The organism is Hyphomonas sp. (genome assembly GCF_041689225.1).
In the GTDB taxonomy this organism is placed as follows: Bacteria; Pseudomonadota; Alphaproteobacteria; order Caulobacterales; family Hyphomonadaceae; genus Hyphomonas.
In genome coordinates, this window is record NZ_JBDNGN010000013.1 from 1 (window position 1) to 15,839 (window position 15,839).

The window sequence follows — 15,839 nt, forward strand, 5'->3', positions numbered from 1 at the left end:
ACCGAGCTCACCGCACGCGGTAAACCGCCCAAAGTCGCCATCACGGCCGTCATGCGAAAGCTGATAGTCCTGGCAAACGCCCTCATCCGCGACGACCGGGAATGGACACCAAGACTGGCTTGACCAAGACGGATACTCTAGGCGAGCGCGGCGCGCTGGGCCTCGAACAATTCGTTGCAGCCCATTTCGGCAAGGCGCAGCATCTCGTCGAGTTCCTTGCGGCTCAGCGGACGCTCTTCGCCCGTGCCCTGCACTTCGATGAAGCCGCCATCCGAGCTCATCACGACGTTCATGTCGGCTTCGCCCTCGCTGTCTTCGGGATAGTCGACGTCCAGTACAGGGAAGTCCTGGTAGACGCCGACGGAAATGGCGGCTGCCTGTTTCTGGATCGGGTCGGCCTTGATGACGCCTTCTGTTTTCAGATAGCGGCACGCCAGCGCGAGCGCGACAAAGCCGCCCGTGATGGACGCCGTACGCGTACCGCCATCGGCCTGCAGCACATCGCAGTCGATCGTGATCTGGTTCTCGCCCAGTGCGGTCAGGTCCACCACCGAGCGCAGGCTGCGCCCGATCAGGCGCTGGATTTCCTGCGTACGGCCGGACTGCTTGCCCGCAGCGGCTTCGCGGCGGCCACGCGTATGCGTCGCGCGGGGCAGCATGCCGTATTCGGCCGTCACCCAGCCGGCGCCCTTGCCCTTCATCCAGCCCGGAACGCTCTTTTCCCAGCTGGCCGTGCACAGGACATGCGTGTTGCCAAACTTCGCGAGGCACGAGCCTTCGGCATACCGTGTCACATTGGTCTCGAGCGTTATCTCACGCAACTGGTCGAAAGCGCGTCTGGATGGGCGGATAAGCTGGGTCATGACAGGGTCCTCTTTTCTGCCCCGCCTGATTGCGGGTTTTGACGGCCCTGTCTACACCAGAGGGGCATCAGGGAACCAAGAGGGGGCCGCATGGCCAGTGATATCGAGATCGCCCGGGCGGCGACAAAGAAGCCTGTTGTCGAAATCGGCGTAAAGCTCGGCATCCCCCCCGTCGACCTGATCCCGTATGGTCATGACAAGGCCAAGATCGCTGCGCGCTACCTGGCCGGACTCGCCGACAGGCCGAACGGCAAGCTTGTCCTTGTCACCGCGATCAGCCCGACAGCCGCCGGCGAAGGCAAGACCACGACCAGCGTCGGCCTCGCCGATGCGATGAACCGGATCGGATCGAACACGCTGCTCTGCCTGCGCGAGCCGTCGCTCGGCCCCTGTTTCGGCATGAAGGGCGGGGCGGCTGGCGGCGGCTATGCGCAGGTCGTGCCGATGGAGGACATCAACCTCCACTTCACCGGCGACTTCCACGCCATCACCTCAGCGCACAACCTGCTGGCCGCCATGGTCGACAACCATATCCACTGGGGCAGCCCCAGCGGGCTTGAGCCCTCCCGTGTCACCTGGCGGCGCGTGCTCGACATGAATGACCGCAACCTGCGCGAGATCGTCACCGGCCTTGGCGGGCCCGGCAATGGCGCCGCGATGGAGAGCGGGTTCGACATCACGGTAGCCTCCGAGATCATGGCGATCCTCTGTCTTGCGACGGATGCCTCCGATCTCGAGCAGCGCCTCAACCGCATCATTGTCGGCTATCGGCGCGACCGCACCGCCGTTACCTGCGCCGATATCAAGGCGACCGGCGCGCTGATGGCGCTGCTGAAAGATGCCTTGCTGCCCAACCTCGTGCAGACGCTTGAAAACAATCCCTGCCTCATCCACGGCGGACCGTTTGCGAATATCGCGCATGGCTGCAATTCGGTGATTGCGACACGTGCCGCGCTCAAGATGGCCGACTATGTTGTGACCGAAGCCGGTTTCGGCGCAGACCTCGGCGCCGAGAAATTCTTCGATATCAAATGCCGCCAGTCGGGCCTCAAGCCAGACGCGGCCGTTCTGGTCGCCACGGTGAAAGCGCTGAAGCTGCATGGCGGTCTCGCCCGGGATGCACTTGGTGCCGAGAATGTCCCCGCCCTCAAGGCAGGCCTTTCCAATCTGGGTCGCCATATCGAGAACCTGCAGCAATACGGGTTGCCCGTCGTGGTTGCGATCAACCATTTCACACAGGACACGCCGGACGAGATCGCCGCGATCGAAGCCTATTGCGCCCGTGTCGGCGTGCCCGTCGCACTCTGCACGCATTGGGCCAATGGCGGTAGGGGCGCCGAAGCGCTCGCCTGGATCATGACAGAGACGCTGGCAACACAGCCTGCCGACTTCCGCACGCTCTATGCCGATGACCTGCCTCTTTTCGACAAGATCGAAACCGTCGCCAAACGAATCTATCGCGCTGACCATGTCGAGGCGCCGCGCGCCGTGCGCGACCAGCTGGCCCGCTGGCAAGCCGACGGCTTTGGCCGCCTGCCCGTCTGCATCGCCAAGACGCAATACAGTTTCTCGACGGATCCGGCCCTGTTCGGCGCACCGGAAGGGCATACCGTGCGGCTGCGCGAAGTGCGCCTGTCGGCCGGTGCGGGCTTTGTTGTCGCCATATGCGGGGACATCATGACCATGCCCGGCCTGCCCCGTCACCCGGCTGCCGAGACCATCCATCTCAATGCCGACGGCCTGATTGGAGGGCTGTTCTGAGCAACCTGCCCAAGGAGCTCAGGATGAGCGCTTCATACAGGCGTTGACTCATATTAGCAAAAAGGCTAATTAGATTATATGCAAAACACTGTCTTTAAGGCCCTGGCCCACTCGGCGCGCCGTCAGGTCCTCGCCTTGCTGCGCAAGGGACCGCGCCTTGCGGGCGACCTGGCGGCCGAGTTCGAGTCGAGCTGGCCGACCATGAGCCGGCACCTCGCCGTGCTGAAAGATGCCGACCTGATCACGGCGGAGCGTCAGGGCAACCAGATCCTCTACCGCGTGAACACAAGCGTGCTTGAAGACGCTGCCAGGGCCCTGCTCGGCCTGATCGGCAGCGATAATGGAGACGACGAGCTGAAGGAGGCCGCAGAATGAAACCCTATATCCTCACCGGACTGGCTTGGGCCGCCGCCATGGTCGCCGTTTCATGGGGCATTGTCATATATGCAAGCGGTTTGCTGCCCGAGAGCAACCAGATTCCGCTCCATTTCGGCGCTGATGGCATGCCAGACCGGTTCGGCAACAGGTCTGATGCCCTGCTAGTCCTGTGGTTGTTGCCTTGCGTGACCGCAGCCGTCTCGGCGATCATGGCAATCGCGCCTTTGCTCGACCCGCGAAAACAGAACCTGGCGGTCGGACGCAAGGCCTATGTCGTGACCTGGATCTCCGTGACAACATTGATGACACTGGTCACTGCGGGTGTTGCCTATGGCATGGTGAAAGGCGCCGGCCAGCCATTAAATACATCGGGCATGGTCCGCTGGATCATTGCGGGCGCCGCCGTATTGTTCATCGTCATGGGCAATTACCTGCCCAAGACGCGGTCGAGCTTCATCTTCGGCGTGCGCACACCCTGGACACTGTCATCTGATATCGCCTGGGAGAAAACCCACCGTCTTGCCGGGCCCCTCTTCATGATTGCGGGCGTCCTGGGCCTGATTGGCGCGTTCGTTTTCAGCGGCCTCTTCCTGGCGCTGCAATTGACCGCCCTGATCCTGGGCGTCGTGCTGATCCTGTTCGTCTACTCCTATTTTGCCTGGCGTAGCGCCGATGACCGCGACGATGGGACGAGCCTCACTGTCTGAACGTCTATTGTACCGGGGCCACCGCGCCCCTAATCAATAGCCATGCCCCTGACGCCCGACAGCCAGTCCCTGATGCAGCGCCTCGACCAGCGCTCGCGCGACATCTTCAAACAGATTGTCGAAGGCTACCTGACGACGGGAGAGCCGGTCGGCTCGCGTACCCTGTCCAAGGGCGTGATTGCCCTGTCACCTGCCTCGATCCGCAATGTCATGGCCGACCTGACCGATCTCGGCCTGCTTGATGCCCCGCACGTGTCGGCAGGCCGCGCACCCACGCATCGGGGCCTTCGCCTGTTCGTCGACGGCTTCCTGGAGATCGGCGAGCCTTCCAGCGCCGACAAGCGCGAGATCGATGAGCGCCTGCGCGGCGCCGGCGGCGACCTGCAATCCGTGCTCGGCGAAGCGTCGAACATCCTGTCCGGCCTGACCGGCGGTGCGGGCCTTGTTGCCTCGCCGAGCCGTGACACCGCCGTACGGCACGTTGAATTCGTCCCCCTGGCTGGCGGCGATGCGCTCTGCGTGCTCGTCACCGAGGACGGCGATGTCGAGAACCGGCTCGTGAAAATCCCCGAGGGCCTGCCTGCCACGACCCTGATCGAAGCCGGGAACTATCTCTCCACCCGCATGAAAGGCCGCACCTTGGCCGAGGCGGCCGTTGATGTACGCGAGGAAATCAGCTCGCGCCGCGCTGCGCTCGATACCGCGGCGGCAGCGCTTGTCGAGGCCGGACTTGTCCAGTGGAGCGGTGATGCGCCGGGCCGGGGCCGGTCGCTGATCATCCGCGGCCGGGCCAACCTGCTCGAAGACGCCAGGGCCGCCAATGACCTCGATCGTGTGCGCCAACTGTTCAACGAGCTTGAACGCCAGCAAAGCCTGCTCGATATCCTCGATACGACACGTGAGGCCGATGGCGTGCGCCTGTTCATTGGCGCGGAGAACCAGCTTTTTCCGCTTTCGGGTTCAAGTGTGATCGTGGCCCCCTATATGGGCGGTGCAAAACATGTCATTGGCGCGCTCGGCGTGATCGGCCCGACCCGGCTGAATTATGCCCGCGTGATACCGATGGTGGACTATACCGCAAAGGTGATCGGCGAAATCCTCGCCGCCCGGCGCGCAAAGGATGGGAAGTGATGAACGACGAGACCAAGACCGGCCACAACGCCAACATCGATCCGAATGCCTCCAGGGCCGACCTCAAGTCGGCGGCCGATGACATGTTGAAGAATGCCCGGGCCCAGGCGGCGGAAGGCATGGAAGCCGAGGCCGATTCGGAAATCTCGCCCGAACAGGAAGCGATGCGCCTGAAGATCGAGGCCGAAGAACTGCGCGAGCAATTGCTCCGCACGCTGGCCGACCTCGACAATACGCGCAAGCGTGCCGAGCGGCAGGTCTCCGATGCCCGCGTCTATGCCATCGAACGTTTCGCCGGCGACCTTCTCAGCGTCTCCGACAACCTCGCCCGCGCCCTCGCTGCCCTGCCGGATGAAGACCGTGCCAACCTGTCGGACGCCGGCAACAACTTGCTCAGCGGCATCGAGATGACCGCCAAGGAACTGGAAACCGCGCTGGGCCGCCACGGCGTCAAACAGATCGATGCCGCACCCGGCGCGACATTTGACCCGAACCAGCACCAGGCTGTCGCCCAGATACCCTCCGAGCAGCCATCAGGCACGATCGCCTCCGTGTTCCAGCCCGGTTGGAGAATCGGCGACCGCACATTGCGCGCGGCCATGGTCGCGGTGAGCGCGGGTGGGGCGAGTTAAATTTCTGAAAATCAGGGCGATATCCGCTTTTTAAATCACCTGAAGGTAGAAATTAGGCATGTCGCGAGCGCCCGATCACACACCCGCAGCGCGCCCGACCGGATCTTTGAGATATCGGCCCAGCACTTGGCTCTGGGCGATGATCGAATGGATATTAGCTGGACCGCTTCAACTCGTGATTCTGGAATCAGCCTTCGGGAAATCAAGGTTTTTGGTTCCCGACGGCGAGCTATTCGTGTTTCCCGAACGGCACGAGCAGTACTTGCCTCCACGATTGTGCTCGTCGTTCTCAATCGCAACCGAATAGCCGACAAACTACGGCCCCGCTTATGACTGGCGGGAGCGGTCTTGATTTCAAACCTCATGGCAGGCACGATCATCGTAGGTCTGTCAGAAATTTTGACCATGTATGGCCCAGCACTGCTATCTGTGGCCGGATTCTTGCCTGATAGCGCAAACGGTTCTTCAGTCGACGCACTTAAAGCTGGCGGATTCTTCGCGATGCTTGTCGCACTATTCGGACACCTTAGTTTTCTATCCTCACTGCCTTTTGCGTTGCCATACACATATCTCGTTTTCAACGTTTCGCTCTTCGAGCTAGCTCGCAAACCTATCTGGACAACTTGTTCAGACCTGCCTGATGACATGCGCGATCAATAGCGTTCGTAGCGGCAAAGCCGCTGCGAATTACCACGCCACTTTCCACGCGGTCACTATTCCCGGCTCCCAGTTCGGCACGATGACGACATTGTCGAACGCGGTGAGGTCGCTCTGCAGGATGACCTCTTCGGTCGTGCCTCCCGGAATGGACGTGTCCGCCATTCGCGTGCGAGCCGGTTCACTATGCCGATCTTTGCGCTCAGGGCCAGACCCGCCGCCTAACCCATAGCGTCGATGCGCAAAAGCACGCCGCAAGCATCATCCCGGGCCTTGAGCCGGGGCATGTCGCGTCCGGGCGCATCTTCGAACGCGCGCAGCGCCGCCACCGCGCCGCTTAGACCCGTGTCGGCGACAAGGGCCATGAATCGTTCCGGCGTATGCGTCGCATAGGGCGACACAAGCCGGTACAGGCCGTCGCTCATCAGGCAGATCGTATCGCCCGGCTCAAGCGAAACAGCCTGGGTCTCCAGGTTCGATGCCGCATGCGGGTCGAGCCCGAAACAGGTGCGGTTGGCGTTCGAACGTCGCCGGTCGGTCTGCAGCTGCGCGAGGCGCTCTTCCGGCGACACCGCCAGCAGGCGGCGCGCCGTCACCGTTTCCGCCTCCGCCTTGCCGGGCGAGCCGATCACAGTGACGCTGCCGCCGCGCCGCAGCAGCGCCATGCAGTCGCCAAGCCAGGCGAACATGGCCCGGCCACTCGCAACATGCATCCACATGCCCGACGCGATGGGCCGGGCCTCGCCGGGCAGGTCGTCAAGTGGGATGCGCGTTGATGTCTCTGCACGGGCGCAAACATCCGTCAGAGCTTTCGCAAAATAGGCTTTGGGCGTTTCGTCAGCCGCCGGCGGCACCATCAGGCGCGCACTGAGCGCTTCGGCAATCCATGCGGCGCCGCTCTCGGCATTCGGGAACGGCCTGAGGTCGGTAACATCGGTTGCCCCGTCAAGCGCCCAGGCGGTGCCGGCGGCCTCGTCAAAACCGAACCGGTCATCGCCCATCCTGCCCGGCGTGCCGGGATCGTTCACAGTATCCAGGACCACCATGCGCACGCCCGGCATCAGACTTGCCCGCGCCGGTCCATGCCCTGACGGTCCACCATCCAGCCTGGATATTCCGGTGCCAGCGCCGAAATATCGTCCAGCTTGGCAAGCTCGTCAGGGCTGAGCATGACATCCACGCTTTCCAGATTGTCCTGCAGCTGCGCGGCTGTGCGGGCCCCGATAATGACGCTGGTCACATGCGGTTGGTGCAGCAGCCAGGCCAGCGAGACCTGTGCGACGCTGCCGCCGCGCTGCTCGGCCATCGGGCGCATGGCGTCGATGATGTCAAAGCCCTTGTCCTTGTCGACTGGCGGGAAATCAAACACCGTGCGCCTGGCATCGTTCGGCCCGGCGCCGTCGCGGCTGAACTTGCCGGACAGGAAGCCGCCGGCGAGCGGGCTCCAGGGCAGGATGGCCAGCTGCTGGTCGTTCGCCAGCGGCACGACTTCGCGCTCGAGGTCGCGTCCCGCGATGGAATAATACATCTGGCAGCTTTCGAACCGGCAGAGGCCGCGCCGCTCGGCATAGGCGATCGCCTTCATGATCAGCCAGGCCGGCATGTTGCAGAGGCCGACATAGCGCACCTTGCCCGACCGCACGACGGCGTCGAGCGCGTCGACGGTCTCCTCGATCGGTGTCAGCGGATCGGTGCCATGGACCTGGTAGAGGTCGATATAGTCGAGGCCGAGCCGTTCAAGGCTGGCATCCACACCGTCCATGATATGTTTTCGCGACAGGCCGGAAATATTCACGGCTCTGGTTTCGCGCCGCTCAGCTTCCGCCTTTTCGGCATCTGACGCATCCTCGGCCACCACCGTCGAGACCCGTCCGAAAACCTTGGTGGCAACCACAATCTCGTCGCGCGGCAAATTATTGTTGCGGATCGCCTGGCCCAGGATCCGCTCGGAGACGCCGGCTGAATAGACATCCGCCGTGTCGAAGAAATTGACGCCGGCATCGAACGCAGTCCGGACAAGGCCGTCGGCCTCTTCCTGCTGCTGCTTGCCGATAAACTTCCAGATTCCGCCCTCGCCGCCAAAAGTCATCGTGCCGAGGCAAATCCGCGAGACGACAAGCCCCGTGCGTCCGAGTTTCGTGTATTTCATGGTGCCGCCTTCCCTGCTGTTTGCTGAAGCGAAGATGGGCTGACGGCGCAGCCGCGACAACCGGCAGGGCCCGACAATCGGTCCAATTCGCGTTTCAAATCGGTAATGGCTGCTGCAATGGCTTCCACGACGCCGTTGATACTGGTTAAACCCCGTGTAATAGCGCCGCATTGCCCCTTGAGCGGGGGGATCGGCTCACCATATCGCACCTGAACAGGCGAACGGCTTTAAATTCCGTCCTCGCCATCTCATATGAACCCTTGAGAGCCACTGGCTTGCGGGGCTGCTGAGCAGACCGAATCCAAACAAGGCCCGTGGCGGCTAACAGAAGAGAGACATGCAATGAGCAAGATTATCGGTATCGACCTTGGGACCACGAACTCCTGCGTCGCAGTGATGGAAGGTGGCACGGCAAAAGTCATCGAAAACGCCGAGGGACAGCGCACCACGCCGTCCGTCGTCGCGTTTACGGAAAGCGGTGAACGCCTGATTGGCCAGCCCGCCAAACGCCAGGCCGTCACAAACCCCGATTTCACTTATTACGCCATCAAGCGCCTGATCGGCCGCACGTACAACGATCCAACCGCCCAGAAAGACAAGGCCATGTCACCCTTCGAAATCGTCGAAGGCAAGGCAGGCGACGCATGGGTCAAGGGCCGTGACCAGGACTATTCCCCGCAGGAAATCTCCGCCTTCATTCTTACCAAGATGAAGGAAACAGCTGAAGACTATCTCGGCACGCCAGTGACGCAGGCCGTGATCACCGTTCCGGCCTACTTCAACGACGCCCAGCGTCAGGCCACGAAAGACGCTGGCAAGATTGCCGGTCTCGAAGTGCTGCGCATCATCAACGAGCCGACTGCCGCGGCCCTCGCCTACGGCCTCGACAAGGGCGAGAACAAGACGATCGCCGTGTATGACCTTGGCGGTGGTACGTTCGACGTCTCGCTGCTCGAAATCGGTGACGGCGTGTTCGAAGTGCTGTCGACCAATGGCGACACGTTCCTCGGCGGTGAAGACTTCGATCTTCGCATCGTCGATTTCCTCGCAGCCGAGTTCAAGAAAGACCAAGGCATAGACTTGAAGACCGACAAGCTCGCTCTGCAGCGCCTCAAGGAAGAAGCCGAGAAGGCCAAGAAGGAACTTTCGTCTGCCAACCAGTACGAAGTGAACCTTCCCTTCATCACGGCGGACGCCACAGGCCCGAAACACCTCAACATCAAGCTGACCCGCGCCAAGCTCGAAAGCCTTGTCGAAGACCTCGTCAAGCGCACCATCGAGCCGTGCAAGAAAGCCCTGAAAGACGCTGGCAAGACGGCAGCCGACATTGACGAAGTCGTCCTCGTTGGCGGCATGACCCGTATGCCTGCCGTTCAGGAAGCGGTGAAGAAGTTCTTCAACCGTGAGCCCCACAAGGGTGTAAACCCGGATGAAGTCGTTGCGCTGGGCGCGGCGATCCAGGGCGGCGTTCTGCAAGGCGACGTCAAGGACGTGGTCCTGCTCGACGTGACCCCGCTTTCGCTCGGTATCGAAACGCTGGGCGGTGTGTTCACCCGCCTGATTGACCGCAACACGACGATCCCGACCAAGAAAAGCCAGATCTTCTCGACGGCTGATGACAATCAGGGTGCCGTGACGATCAAGGTGGCCCAGGGCGAGCGTGAAATGGCCAATGACAACAAACAGCTCGGCCAGTTCAACCTCGAAGGCATTGCGCCCGCCCCGCGTGGCCTGCCGCAAATCGAGGTCACGTTCGACATCGACGCCAACGGCATCGTGTCGGTCTCGGCCAAGGACAAGGCCACCGGCAAGGAACAGCAGATCACCATCCAGGCGGATGGCGGCCTGACGGACGAGGACATCAAGAAAATGATGGCCGATGCCGAAGCCAATGCCGGTGCCGACAAGGCCCGCCGTGAACTCGTCGAAGCCAAGAACAATTCCGAAGCCCTGATCCACCAGACGGAAAAGCAGGTGGACGAACATGCCGACAAGGTCTCCGCGGAAGTGAAGACTGAAATCGAAAAGGCCGTTGAAGAGCTCAAGGCCGCGCGTGAGACGGACAATGTCGGTGACATCCAGGCTAAGCACCAGGCCCTGATGACGGCGGCCATGAAGCTTGGCGAAGCGATCTATGCCAACCAGCAGGAAACCGAGGCCCATGCCGATGCGTCGGCTGATGCCTCAGCCGAAAGCGACGATGTCGTCGACGCTGACTTCGAAGAAGTCGAGGACGCCAAGAGCGTCTAACCTTAAGATTCCTCCCAGAATCAGAAAACCCGCCGGAGCGATCCGGCGGGTTTTTCTTTGAATTGTGTGAAGGCCAGGGCGTTCAACTTTCGCTCAACGGCTAGACCAGAAATCGTACGCCGACCATCGCGCCCTTCTGCCAGACTTTCCGGCAGGAATGGCGCTGCGACTGGCCCTCGTTCGGATTGAGGACCAGGAGACCAAAAAATTCGGCCGGGGTCCAGATATCCATGAGTAGCAGAAGCGCGCCCGACAGCGACATGTCACGAATGGTGACGTCAACTGTGCTCGCCTAATTCTTCAGCTCGATCCGGCCCGATTTCAGGGTGCGGCGACGCGCCTGATCGCGGGCCTCGAGGGGCTGATCATCTGCTTTGATTTCTATAGCGTGCTCCATACGCAATTTGCGTAAGGGCACATGTTCGGTTCCGCCCTGAATGCAGTCGCTGCTGCGCGGCCGGTCCTAGCTGGCCTGAACAGCCGCGATCCACTGCTGTATCAGGCCGGCCAGGAGCGGCCGGGCATGTTCCAGATCGTCGGCATTCCGAATGGTTACAATGGCGCGGATGTCTGACGTCCACTCCAGCAGGCCGGTCGCGTCCTCCAGGATGGGCGGCGCGCCTTGCGTCTCCTTGCGCCGCGGTCCGCAGTGGAAGATCAGCCTGATGCTTTTCTTATCCGAAAAGTCGAAGGTCAGCACATGCTCACCGCCGACCGTATAGCTCGGTGCGTTCCATTTCAGGGATTCGGGCATATCCGGAGCTGTCGCAAGGATGATGTCGCGCAGCGTCTGCGCCTCCGCCCTCCGGGGATGGTCAAGAACGTCCATGAACCCTTCGGGCGTTTGCGCAGGAGCCTTTGCCATTACATCGTCACCACGACCTTGCCCATCGCCTTGCGGTCCATCAGCTCGCGGATCGCGTCTGAGGCCTTTTCGATCGGGTAGGAACTTGAAACGTGCGGGCGGATCTTGCCTTCAGCGTACAGTTTGAACATGTCGGCACAATTGGCGGCATGGCCCTTCGGATTGCGCGCCACGGCAGCGCCCCAGAACACGCCGCGAATATCGCAGCTTTTCAGCAGGGTCAGGTTCAGCGGGATTTTCGGGATACCGGCCGGGAAGCCGATCACGAGATAGCGCCCTTCCCAGTTCATCGCGCGCACGCTCGGCTCGGCATAGTCACCACCGACCGCGTCATAGATGATGTCGACTCCGCCGCCACCGGCTTCCTTGATGTCTTCGGAGAGCTGCCTCTGCTGCGCCCGGTCAAGGCTGCCCGTCGGATAGATCAGGCCCTTGTCGGCACCCTTGGACAGGCAGAAATCCACCTTTTCCTGCGTCGAACAGGCCGCGATCACGGTCAGGCCCATCGCCTTGCCGAGTTCCACGGCGGCAATGCCGACGCCGCCGGCGGCACCGAGCACGAGCAGGGTCTCGCCCGGCTTCGGATCGGCCCGGTCCTTCAGGGCATAATAGCTGGTGCCATAGGTCAGGATGAAGGCAGACGCCTCGTCAAACGGCATATTGTCCGGAATCTTCATCACGCCATGGGCGGCTGCCACGGCATATTCGGCCATGCCGCCACTACCGGTCGACCCCAGAACCCGGTCACCCGGTTTCACATGGGTGACGCCTTCGCCGACGGCCTTGACGATACCGGCAACTTCGCCGCCCGGGCTGAACGGGCGCGGCGGTTTGAACTGGTAAAGGTCCTGGATCATCAGCACATCGGGAAAGTTCACCCCGCACGCCTTTACCTCGATCAGGACCTGATTCTTGCCGGCTTCCGGCATGGCGACATCCTCGACCACGAGCGTCTCCGGCCCACCCACTTCTTTTGACAGCACAGCTTTCATGTTCCAGCGTTCCTTACCTTGTTGTTTCTTCTGCCAGACGGTAGCGGTGTGGCAGGCATAATCCAAGTGTGACGTTAGGGAGATGGGCAGAATGGCGAGCAAATGGGCCCTCGTCCTGCACGGTGGCGCCGGGCCGATCTTTGGTCAGGACTATTCGGCGCAGGAAAAACACCTCGCAAGCCTCCTCAAAGCGGGCGGCCAGCGCCTCGCCGCCGGCGAAACGGCCCTAGATGTGGTCGAATCCCTTGTCGCGGCCATGGAAGCCTCCGGTCTCTACCTTGCCGGCAAGGGCGCCGCCCCCAACACCGCCGGCGAATACGAGCTCGACGCCGCCATCATGGACGGGCGCACCCGCAATGCCGGCGCGGTCGGCGCGTTGCAGGGCGTGCTGAGCCCGATTGCAGCGGCTCGCATGGTGATGGAACGCACACCCAATGTCCTGATCGTCGCCGCTGGCGCCCGCCGCCTCGCCGATGCGGCAGGCCTTGCGACAGTGGAGGATCCGGGCGCCTATTACGCTCCCGTCGACGAGCGCACCCGTCAGGTCGGCGCGCCGGACGTCGGCACGGTCGGCGCCGTCGCCCTCGACCTCTATGGCGACATGTCTGCGGCAACCTCGACCGCCGGCATCATGAACAAGACGCCTGGCCGTATCGGCGACACGCCGGTCATCGGCGCCGGCACCTGGGCCGACGAGCGCTGCGCCATTTCCTGCACCGGGCTCGGCGAATATTTCATCCGCGCCAATGCCGCCGCCGACGTATCGGCCCGCATCCGCTATGGTGGCTCCGATCTCGAACCCGCCGTGCAGGGCGCGCTCGACGACGTCAAACGCCTCGGCGGCGAAGGCGGCATGATCGCCGTCTCGGCCAATGGCGACATGGCGGCCCTGTTCAATTCCGGCGGCATGAAGCGCGGCATGACCAATTCCGATGGCCGGTTCGAGGTGGCGACCTTCCTGTGACACCATTTTTCTGGATATTGCTGGGCCTCGGCCTGTTCGCCTTGGTTCTGGCCCTGCAGATGCGGATGATCGTCTCGGTCGCGCTGCGCCGTGCACTCGCGGCAAAGTTTGGCGGCCTGCCGACTGATACGGCCTGGCGGCTGACCGTGGTTGAAGCCGCCGCGCCCGCTCCTGCCAGCGAGGCCGCCCTGCACCTCGCCCACACGTATCCTGCCCCCCTCTCGCACCTGCGCCTCGCCCGGCGCACCTGCCTCATTGCACCGCTCTTCATCCTGCTTGTCCTTGCAGCGGGGCGGCTAGTTCTCGGAGTGATCTGACATGCGTGGATATTTCTCGATCGGCTCGGAACGCATCTCCAAGCCCATGAATCTCGGCGCCCTGATGCGTACCGCCAACGCCTTTGGCGCAAGCTATGTCTTCTCGATCGAGGCCGGGCATCGCCTGCGCGACGCCTATCAGGCCGACACATCGAAATCTGCCGGTCAGATCCCCTACTACCAGTGGGACTCGATCGACGAGATGCAGATGCCACGCGGCTGCCAGCTGGTCGGGATCGAGCTCACCGACGATGCCGTCATGCTGCCGACCTTCCGCCACCCGCCCCAAGCCGCCTACATTCTCGGGCCTGAAAAGGGAAACCTGTCAGACGAGACCCTCGCCCGTTGCGCCCATGTCGTGCAAATCCCGACCAAGTTCTGCATCAATGTCAGCCTCGCGGGCGCGCTGGTCATGTATGATCGCCACCTCTCGATGGGCGGTTACGCTGCGCGCCCGATCATGCCCGGCGGCCTCGGCGGGGATGGCAAGCCAGCCGATCACGGGCGCGGCTGACTCTGAAAGCACGGGACAGGCCACCCGGTTTCTGGTAATGCTCCCATACGAGTTTTTCGGGGGGATTATTCAATGTCAGCTGAGATTGCCTGGCCTGCAAAGGCGCGTGAACTCCACAGCCATCATTTCGATTCAACCATCTGGAACGATTTCAAGTTCCGCGATGACGACATCATCATCGCAACCTATGGCAAGGCCGGCACCAGCTGGACCCAGCAGATGATCGCCCAGATGATGTTCGGCGGCGACCCGGAACTGGCCGTCGCGGAAATGTCACCCTGGCTTGACCTGCGCGTTCCACCGAAACAGGTAAAACTGCCGGAAGTTGAAGCCCAGACGCAGCGCCGGTTCATGAAAACCCACCTACCTGTCGACGCGCTCGTCTTCTCGCCGCAGGCCAAATATATCTATATCGGCCGCGATGGCCGGGATGTTGTCTGGAGCCTCTACAACCACCACGCCAATGCCAATGACCTCTGGTATGACGCCCTCAACAATACGCCGGGCCGCGTCGGGCCACCGATCGAGCGGCCACCGGAGGACATCCGCCAGTACTGGAATGACTGGATGGACAAGGACGGTTTCCCGTTCTGGTCATTCTGGGAAAATGTCCGCAGCTGGTGGGCGATCCGCAACCTGCCAAATGTCATGATGGTCCACTTCGCCGAACTGAAACGCGACATGCCGGGCGAGATGCGGAAGATAGCCGCCTTTCTCGATATCGAGATCGACGAGACCCGCTGGGACACGATTGTCGAATATTGCACCTTCGACTGGATGAAGGCGAACGCCACGAAAAGCGTCCCCCTCGGGGGCGCCTTCTGGGATGCCGGCGCCGAGGTCTTTATCAACAAGGGCGTCAACGGACGCTGGAAAGACACGCTGACAGCCGAAGACAATGCACGATACGACGCCATGGCGAGATCGGAACTCGGCGACGCCTGCGCGCAATGGCTGCAGACCGGTCAGCGCGCCTAGCGCCGTCCGAGTATGCGTTGGGCCAGGCCGAGGGCACCCGTCAGGCGAAATGCCCCGTCGCGCACGATGAGCGCAAAGCAGACCTCGCCTGCATCGCCAACGGGCCGGTGTGTATCTTCAGGCCCTTTGACAGCAAGGTCGCCCGGCCCGAAACTGCCGGACTCATCCGTGTACCCGCCCGTGACGACGAGGGTATATTCCTCTCCACCATGCGAATGGCGCGGAATGGCGGCATCAGGCTGGATGCGATAGAGCTCCACCTCCATCTGGCTGCCAACATCAAGGGCAATGCGGTGAATGCCGGGCGCCGCACTGCTCCACGTCTCGCGGTTCCGCGAGGCGGCGATGGCGTGCTGCAGCGGCGCTGGCAGCTGGCCCATCTCACCATCCTCGACTGGACCGCCCGCTTGTTCCGTCGTCGCGGACGCCTCCAGGGCATCAAATTGCGCCATCGCGCTTTCCAGGGCCCCGGCGCACATCGCAACGGGTTCCGTCATTTCAAGATAGGCGCCCGCTACGGCCTCGCTCTGTGCCACGGCGTCTTTGATGTCGGCCCGCAACGCGCCTTGGGTTTCGACAAGCAAGGCAAGGCCCGCATCGAGCGCACCGGCCGCATAGGCGCTGAAAAGTTCGCTGAACGGAAAATCATTCTGGCGGGTCATGCGGCAGCTCCAGGTGTCG

The 15,839-nt window shown here is 62.3% G+C and carries 18 protein-coding genes and 2 pseudogenes; 12 read left to right on the forward strand and 8 right to left on the reverse strand.

Translation table 11 applies throughout. The annotated features are described in order from the left end of the window. Positions 1 to 123: pseudogene (locus tag ACESNB_RS01150) on the forward strand (IS110 family transposase); the annotation flags it as partial. 14 nt (positions 124 to 137) lie between these two features. On the opposite strand, the gene rph reads toward ACESNB_RS01150, so the two are convergent. Next, positions 138 to 863, reverse strand: coding sequence for a ribonuclease PH (gene rph, locus ACESNB_RS01155; RefSeq protein WP_373002711.1), 726 nt, complete (start codon positions 861 to 863; stop codon positions 138 to 140). 90 nt (positions 864 to 953) lie between these two features. On the opposite strand from rph, the gene ACESNB_RS01160 reads away from it, so the two are divergent. The 6 genes from ACESNB_RS01160 (at position 954) to ACESNB_RS01185 (ending at position 6,132) form a co-directional block, all read left to right on the forward strand. Beyond that, entirely contained in the window at positions 954 to 2,624 is a 1,671-nt protein-coding gene (locus tag ACESNB_RS01160) for a formate--tetrahydrofolate ligase (protein WP_373002713.1), read from the forward strand. A 78-nt stretch (positions 2,625 to 2,702) separates the two neighbouring features. Continuing rightward, positions 2,703 to 2,999, forward strand: a complete 297-nt coding sequence (locus ACESNB_RS01165; protein WP_373002715.1) for a metalloregulator ArsR/SmtB family transcription factor — start codon at positions 2,703 to 2,705, stop codon at positions 2,997 to 2,999. Next, positions 2,996 to 3,709 (forward strand): SdpI family protein, encoded by a 714-nt coding sequence (locus tag ACESNB_RS01170; protein WP_373002717.1) that lies wholly within the window; start codon positions 2,996 to 2,998, stop codon positions 3,707 to 3,709. Before ACESNB_RS01165 ends, ACESNB_RS01170 begins: the two co-directional genes overlap by 4 nt. Before the next feature lie 42 nt (positions 3,710 to 3,751). Next, entirely contained in the window at positions 3,752 to 4,840 is a 1,089-nt protein-coding gene (gene hrcA / locus ACESNB_RS01175) for a heat-inducible transcriptional repressor HrcA (RefSeq protein ID WP_373002719.1), read from the forward strand. Further along, positions 4,840 to 5,472 (forward strand): nucleotide exchange factor GrpE, encoded by a 633-nt coding sequence (locus ACESNB_RS01180; protein WP_373002721.1) that lies wholly within the window; start codon positions 4,840 to 4,842, stop codon positions 5,470 to 5,472. Before hrcA ends, ACESNB_RS01180 begins: the two co-directional genes overlap by 1 nt. Before the next feature lie 363 nt (positions 5,473 to 5,835). Continuing rightward, the gene (locus ACESNB_RS01185; protein ID WP_373002723.1) at positions 5,836 to 6,132 is read left to right on the forward strand and encodes a hypothetical protein; all 297 of its coding nucleotides are present in this window, start codon (positions 5,836 to 5,838) and stop codon (positions 6,130 to 6,132) included. A 27-nt stretch (positions 6,133 to 6,159) separates the two neighbouring features. Here the strand turns inward: ACESNB_RS01185 and ACESNB_RS01190 are convergent, their stop codons facing one another. The 3 genes from ACESNB_RS01190 to ACESNB_RS01200 are packed head-to-tail and all read right to left on the reverse strand — an operon-like array spanning position 6,160 to position 8,278. Further along, positions 6,160 to 6,294 (reverse strand): hypothetical protein, encoded by a 135-nt coding sequence (locus ACESNB_RS01190; RefSeq protein WP_373002724.1) that lies wholly within the window; start codon positions 6,292 to 6,294, stop codon positions 6,160 to 6,162. Positions 6,295 to 6,350: 56 nt separating this feature from the next. Beyond that, a complete protein-coding gene (locus ACESNB_RS01195) occupies positions 6,351 to 7,190 on the reverse strand; it encodes a protein phosphatase 2C domain-containing protein (protein ID WP_373002726.1) in 840 nt (279 codons plus the stop codon). Continuing rightward, complete coding sequence (locus ACESNB_RS01200) at positions 7,190 to 8,278, reverse strand: aldo/keto reductase (RefSeq protein WP_373002728.1); 1,089 nt, start codon at positions 8,276 to 8,278, stop codon at positions 7,190 to 7,192. Before ACESNB_RS01200 ends, ACESNB_RS01195 begins: the two co-directional genes overlap by 1 nt. A gap of 342 nt (positions 8,279 to 8,620) precedes the next feature. Between ACESNB_RS01200 and dnaK the strand changes: the two genes are divergently transcribed. Next, a complete protein-coding gene (gene dnaK, locus ACESNB_RS01205) occupies positions 8,621 to 10,528 on the forward strand; it encodes a molecular chaperone DnaK (RefSeq protein WP_373002730.1) in 1,908 nt (635 codons plus the stop codon). 100 nt (positions 10,529 to 10,628) lie between these two features. Here dnaK and ACESNB_RS01210 read toward each other — a convergent pair. The 3 genes and pseudogenes from ACESNB_RS01210 to ACESNB_RS01220 form a co-directional block, all read right to left on the reverse strand. Then, a pseudogene (locus tag ACESNB_RS01210) lies at positions 10,629 to 10,802 on the reverse strand (PilZ domain-containing protein); the annotation flags it as partial. A gap of 189 nt (positions 10,803 to 10,991) precedes the next feature. Beyond that, positions 10,992 to 11,393, reverse strand: a complete 402-nt coding sequence (locus tag ACESNB_RS01215) for a DUF1801 domain-containing protein (protein WP_373002732.1) — start codon at positions 11,391 to 11,393, stop codon at positions 10,992 to 10,994. Then, the gene (locus ACESNB_RS01220; RefSeq protein WP_373002734.1) at positions 11,393 to 12,385 is read right to left on the reverse strand and encodes an NADPH:quinone oxidoreductase family protein; all 993 of its coding nucleotides are present in this window, start codon (positions 12,383 to 12,385) and stop codon (positions 11,393 to 11,395) included. The genes ACESNB_RS01215 and ACESNB_RS01220 overlap by 1 nt, the downstream gene beginning before the upstream one ends. 91 nt (positions 12,386 to 12,476) lie before the next feature. Between ACESNB_RS01220 and ACESNB_RS01225 the strand changes: the two genes are divergently transcribed. The 4 genes from ACESNB_RS01225 to ACESNB_RS01240 all read left to right on the forward strand — a co-directional run bounded on the left by ACESNB_RS01225 (position 12,477) and on the right by ACESNB_RS01240 (position 15,158). Continuing rightward, positions 12,477 to 13,349: an isoaspartyl peptidase/L-asparaginase family protein gene (locus ACESNB_RS01225; protein WP_373002736.1), complete on the forward strand. Its 873-nt coding sequence runs from the start codon at positions 12,477 to 12,479 to the stop codon at positions 13,347 to 13,349. Then, positions 13,346 to 13,666 (forward strand): hypothetical protein, encoded by a 321-nt coding sequence (locus tag ACESNB_RS01230; protein WP_373002738.1) that lies wholly within the window; start codon positions 13,346 to 13,348, stop codon positions 13,664 to 13,666. The genes ACESNB_RS01225 and ACESNB_RS01230 overlap by 4 nt, the downstream gene beginning before the upstream one ends. A 1-nt stretch (position 13,667) precedes the next feature. Then, on the forward strand, positions 13,668 to 14,180 hold the full coding sequence (locus ACESNB_RS01235) for an RNA methyltransferase (protein ID WP_373002740.1): 513 nt from the start codon (positions 13,668 to 13,670) through the stop codon (positions 14,178 to 14,180). 72 nt (positions 14,181 to 14,252) lie between these two features. Continuing rightward, entirely contained in the window at positions 14,253 to 15,158 is a 906-nt protein-coding gene (locus ACESNB_RS01240; RefSeq protein ID WP_373002742.1) for a sulfotransferase domain-containing protein, read from the forward strand. Here the strand turns inward: ACESNB_RS01240 and ACESNB_RS01245 are convergent. After that, positions 15,155 to 15,839 (reverse strand): ChrR family anti-sigma-E factor (locus ACESNB_RS01245; RefSeq protein WP_373002744.1); only part of this gene is annotated, 685 nt, incomplete at its 5' end. The genes ACESNB_RS01240 and ACESNB_RS01245 overlap by 4 nt on opposite strands.

Bases quoted from the DNA above. Each gene is read 5' to 3' on its own strand.
- ACESNB_RS01215 (WP_373002732.1), bottom strand. From the start codon at position 11,393: ATGGCAAAGGCTCCTGCGCAAACGCCCGAAGGGTTCATGGACGTTCTT.
- ACESNB_RS01190 (WP_373002724.1), bottom strand. From the start codon at position 6,294: ATGGCGGACACGTCCATTCCGGGAGGCACGACCGAAGAGGTCATCCTG.
- ACESNB_RS01220 (WP_373002734.1), bottom strand. From the start codon at position 12,385: ATGAAAGCTGTGCTGTCAAAAGAAGTGGGTGGGCCGGAGACGCTCGTG.
- hrcA (WP_373002719.1), top strand. From the start codon at position 3,752: ATGCCCCTGACGCCCGACAGCCAGTCCCTGATGCAGCGCCTCGACCAG.
- ACESNB_RS01240 (WP_373002742.1), top strand. From the start codon at position 14,253: ATGTCAGCTGAGATTGCCTGGCCTGCAAAGGCGCGTGAACTCCACAGC.
- ACESNB_RS01170 (WP_373002717.1), top strand. From the start codon at position 2,996: ATGAAACCCTATATCCTCACCGGACTGGCTTGGGCCGCCGCCATGGTC.
- ACESNB_RS01185 (WP_373002723.1), top strand. From the start codon at position 5,836: ATGGCAGGCACGATCATCGTAGGTCTGTCAGAAATTTTGACCATGTAT.
- ACESNB_RS01225 (WP_373002736.1), top strand. From the start codon at position 12,477: ATGGCGAGCAAATGGGCCCTCGTCCTGCACGGTGGCGCCGGGCCGATC.
- dnaK (WP_373002730.1), top strand. From the start codon at position 8,621: ATGAGCAAGATTATCGGTATCGACCTTGGGACCACGAACTCCTGCGTC.
- ACESNB_RS01165 (WP_373002715.1), top strand. From the start codon at position 2,703: ATGCAAAACACTGTCTTTAAGGCCCTGGCCCACTCGGCGCGCCGTCAG.
- rph (WP_373002711.1), bottom strand. From the start codon at position 863: ATGACCCAGCTTATCCGCCCATCCAGACGCGCTTTCGACCAGTTGCGT.
- ACESNB_RS01200 (WP_373002728.1), bottom strand. From the start codon at position 8,278: ATGAAATACACGAAACTCGGACGCACGGGGCTTGTCGTCTCGCGGATT.
- ACESNB_RS01235 (WP_373002740.1), top strand. From the start codon at position 13,668: ATGCGTGGATATTTCTCGATCGGCTCGGAACGCATCTCCAAGCCCATG.
- ACESNB_RS01160 (WP_373002713.1), top strand. From the start codon at position 954: ATGGCCAGTGATATCGAGATCGCCCGGGCGGCGACAAAGAAGCCTGTT.
- ACESNB_RS01195 (WP_373002726.1), bottom strand. From the start codon at position 7,190: ATGCCGGGCGTGCGCATGGTGGTCCTGGATACTGTGAACGATCCCGGC.
- ACESNB_RS01180 (WP_373002721.1), top strand. From the start codon at position 4,840: ATGAACGACGAGACCAAGACCGGCCACAACGCCAACATCGATCCGAAT.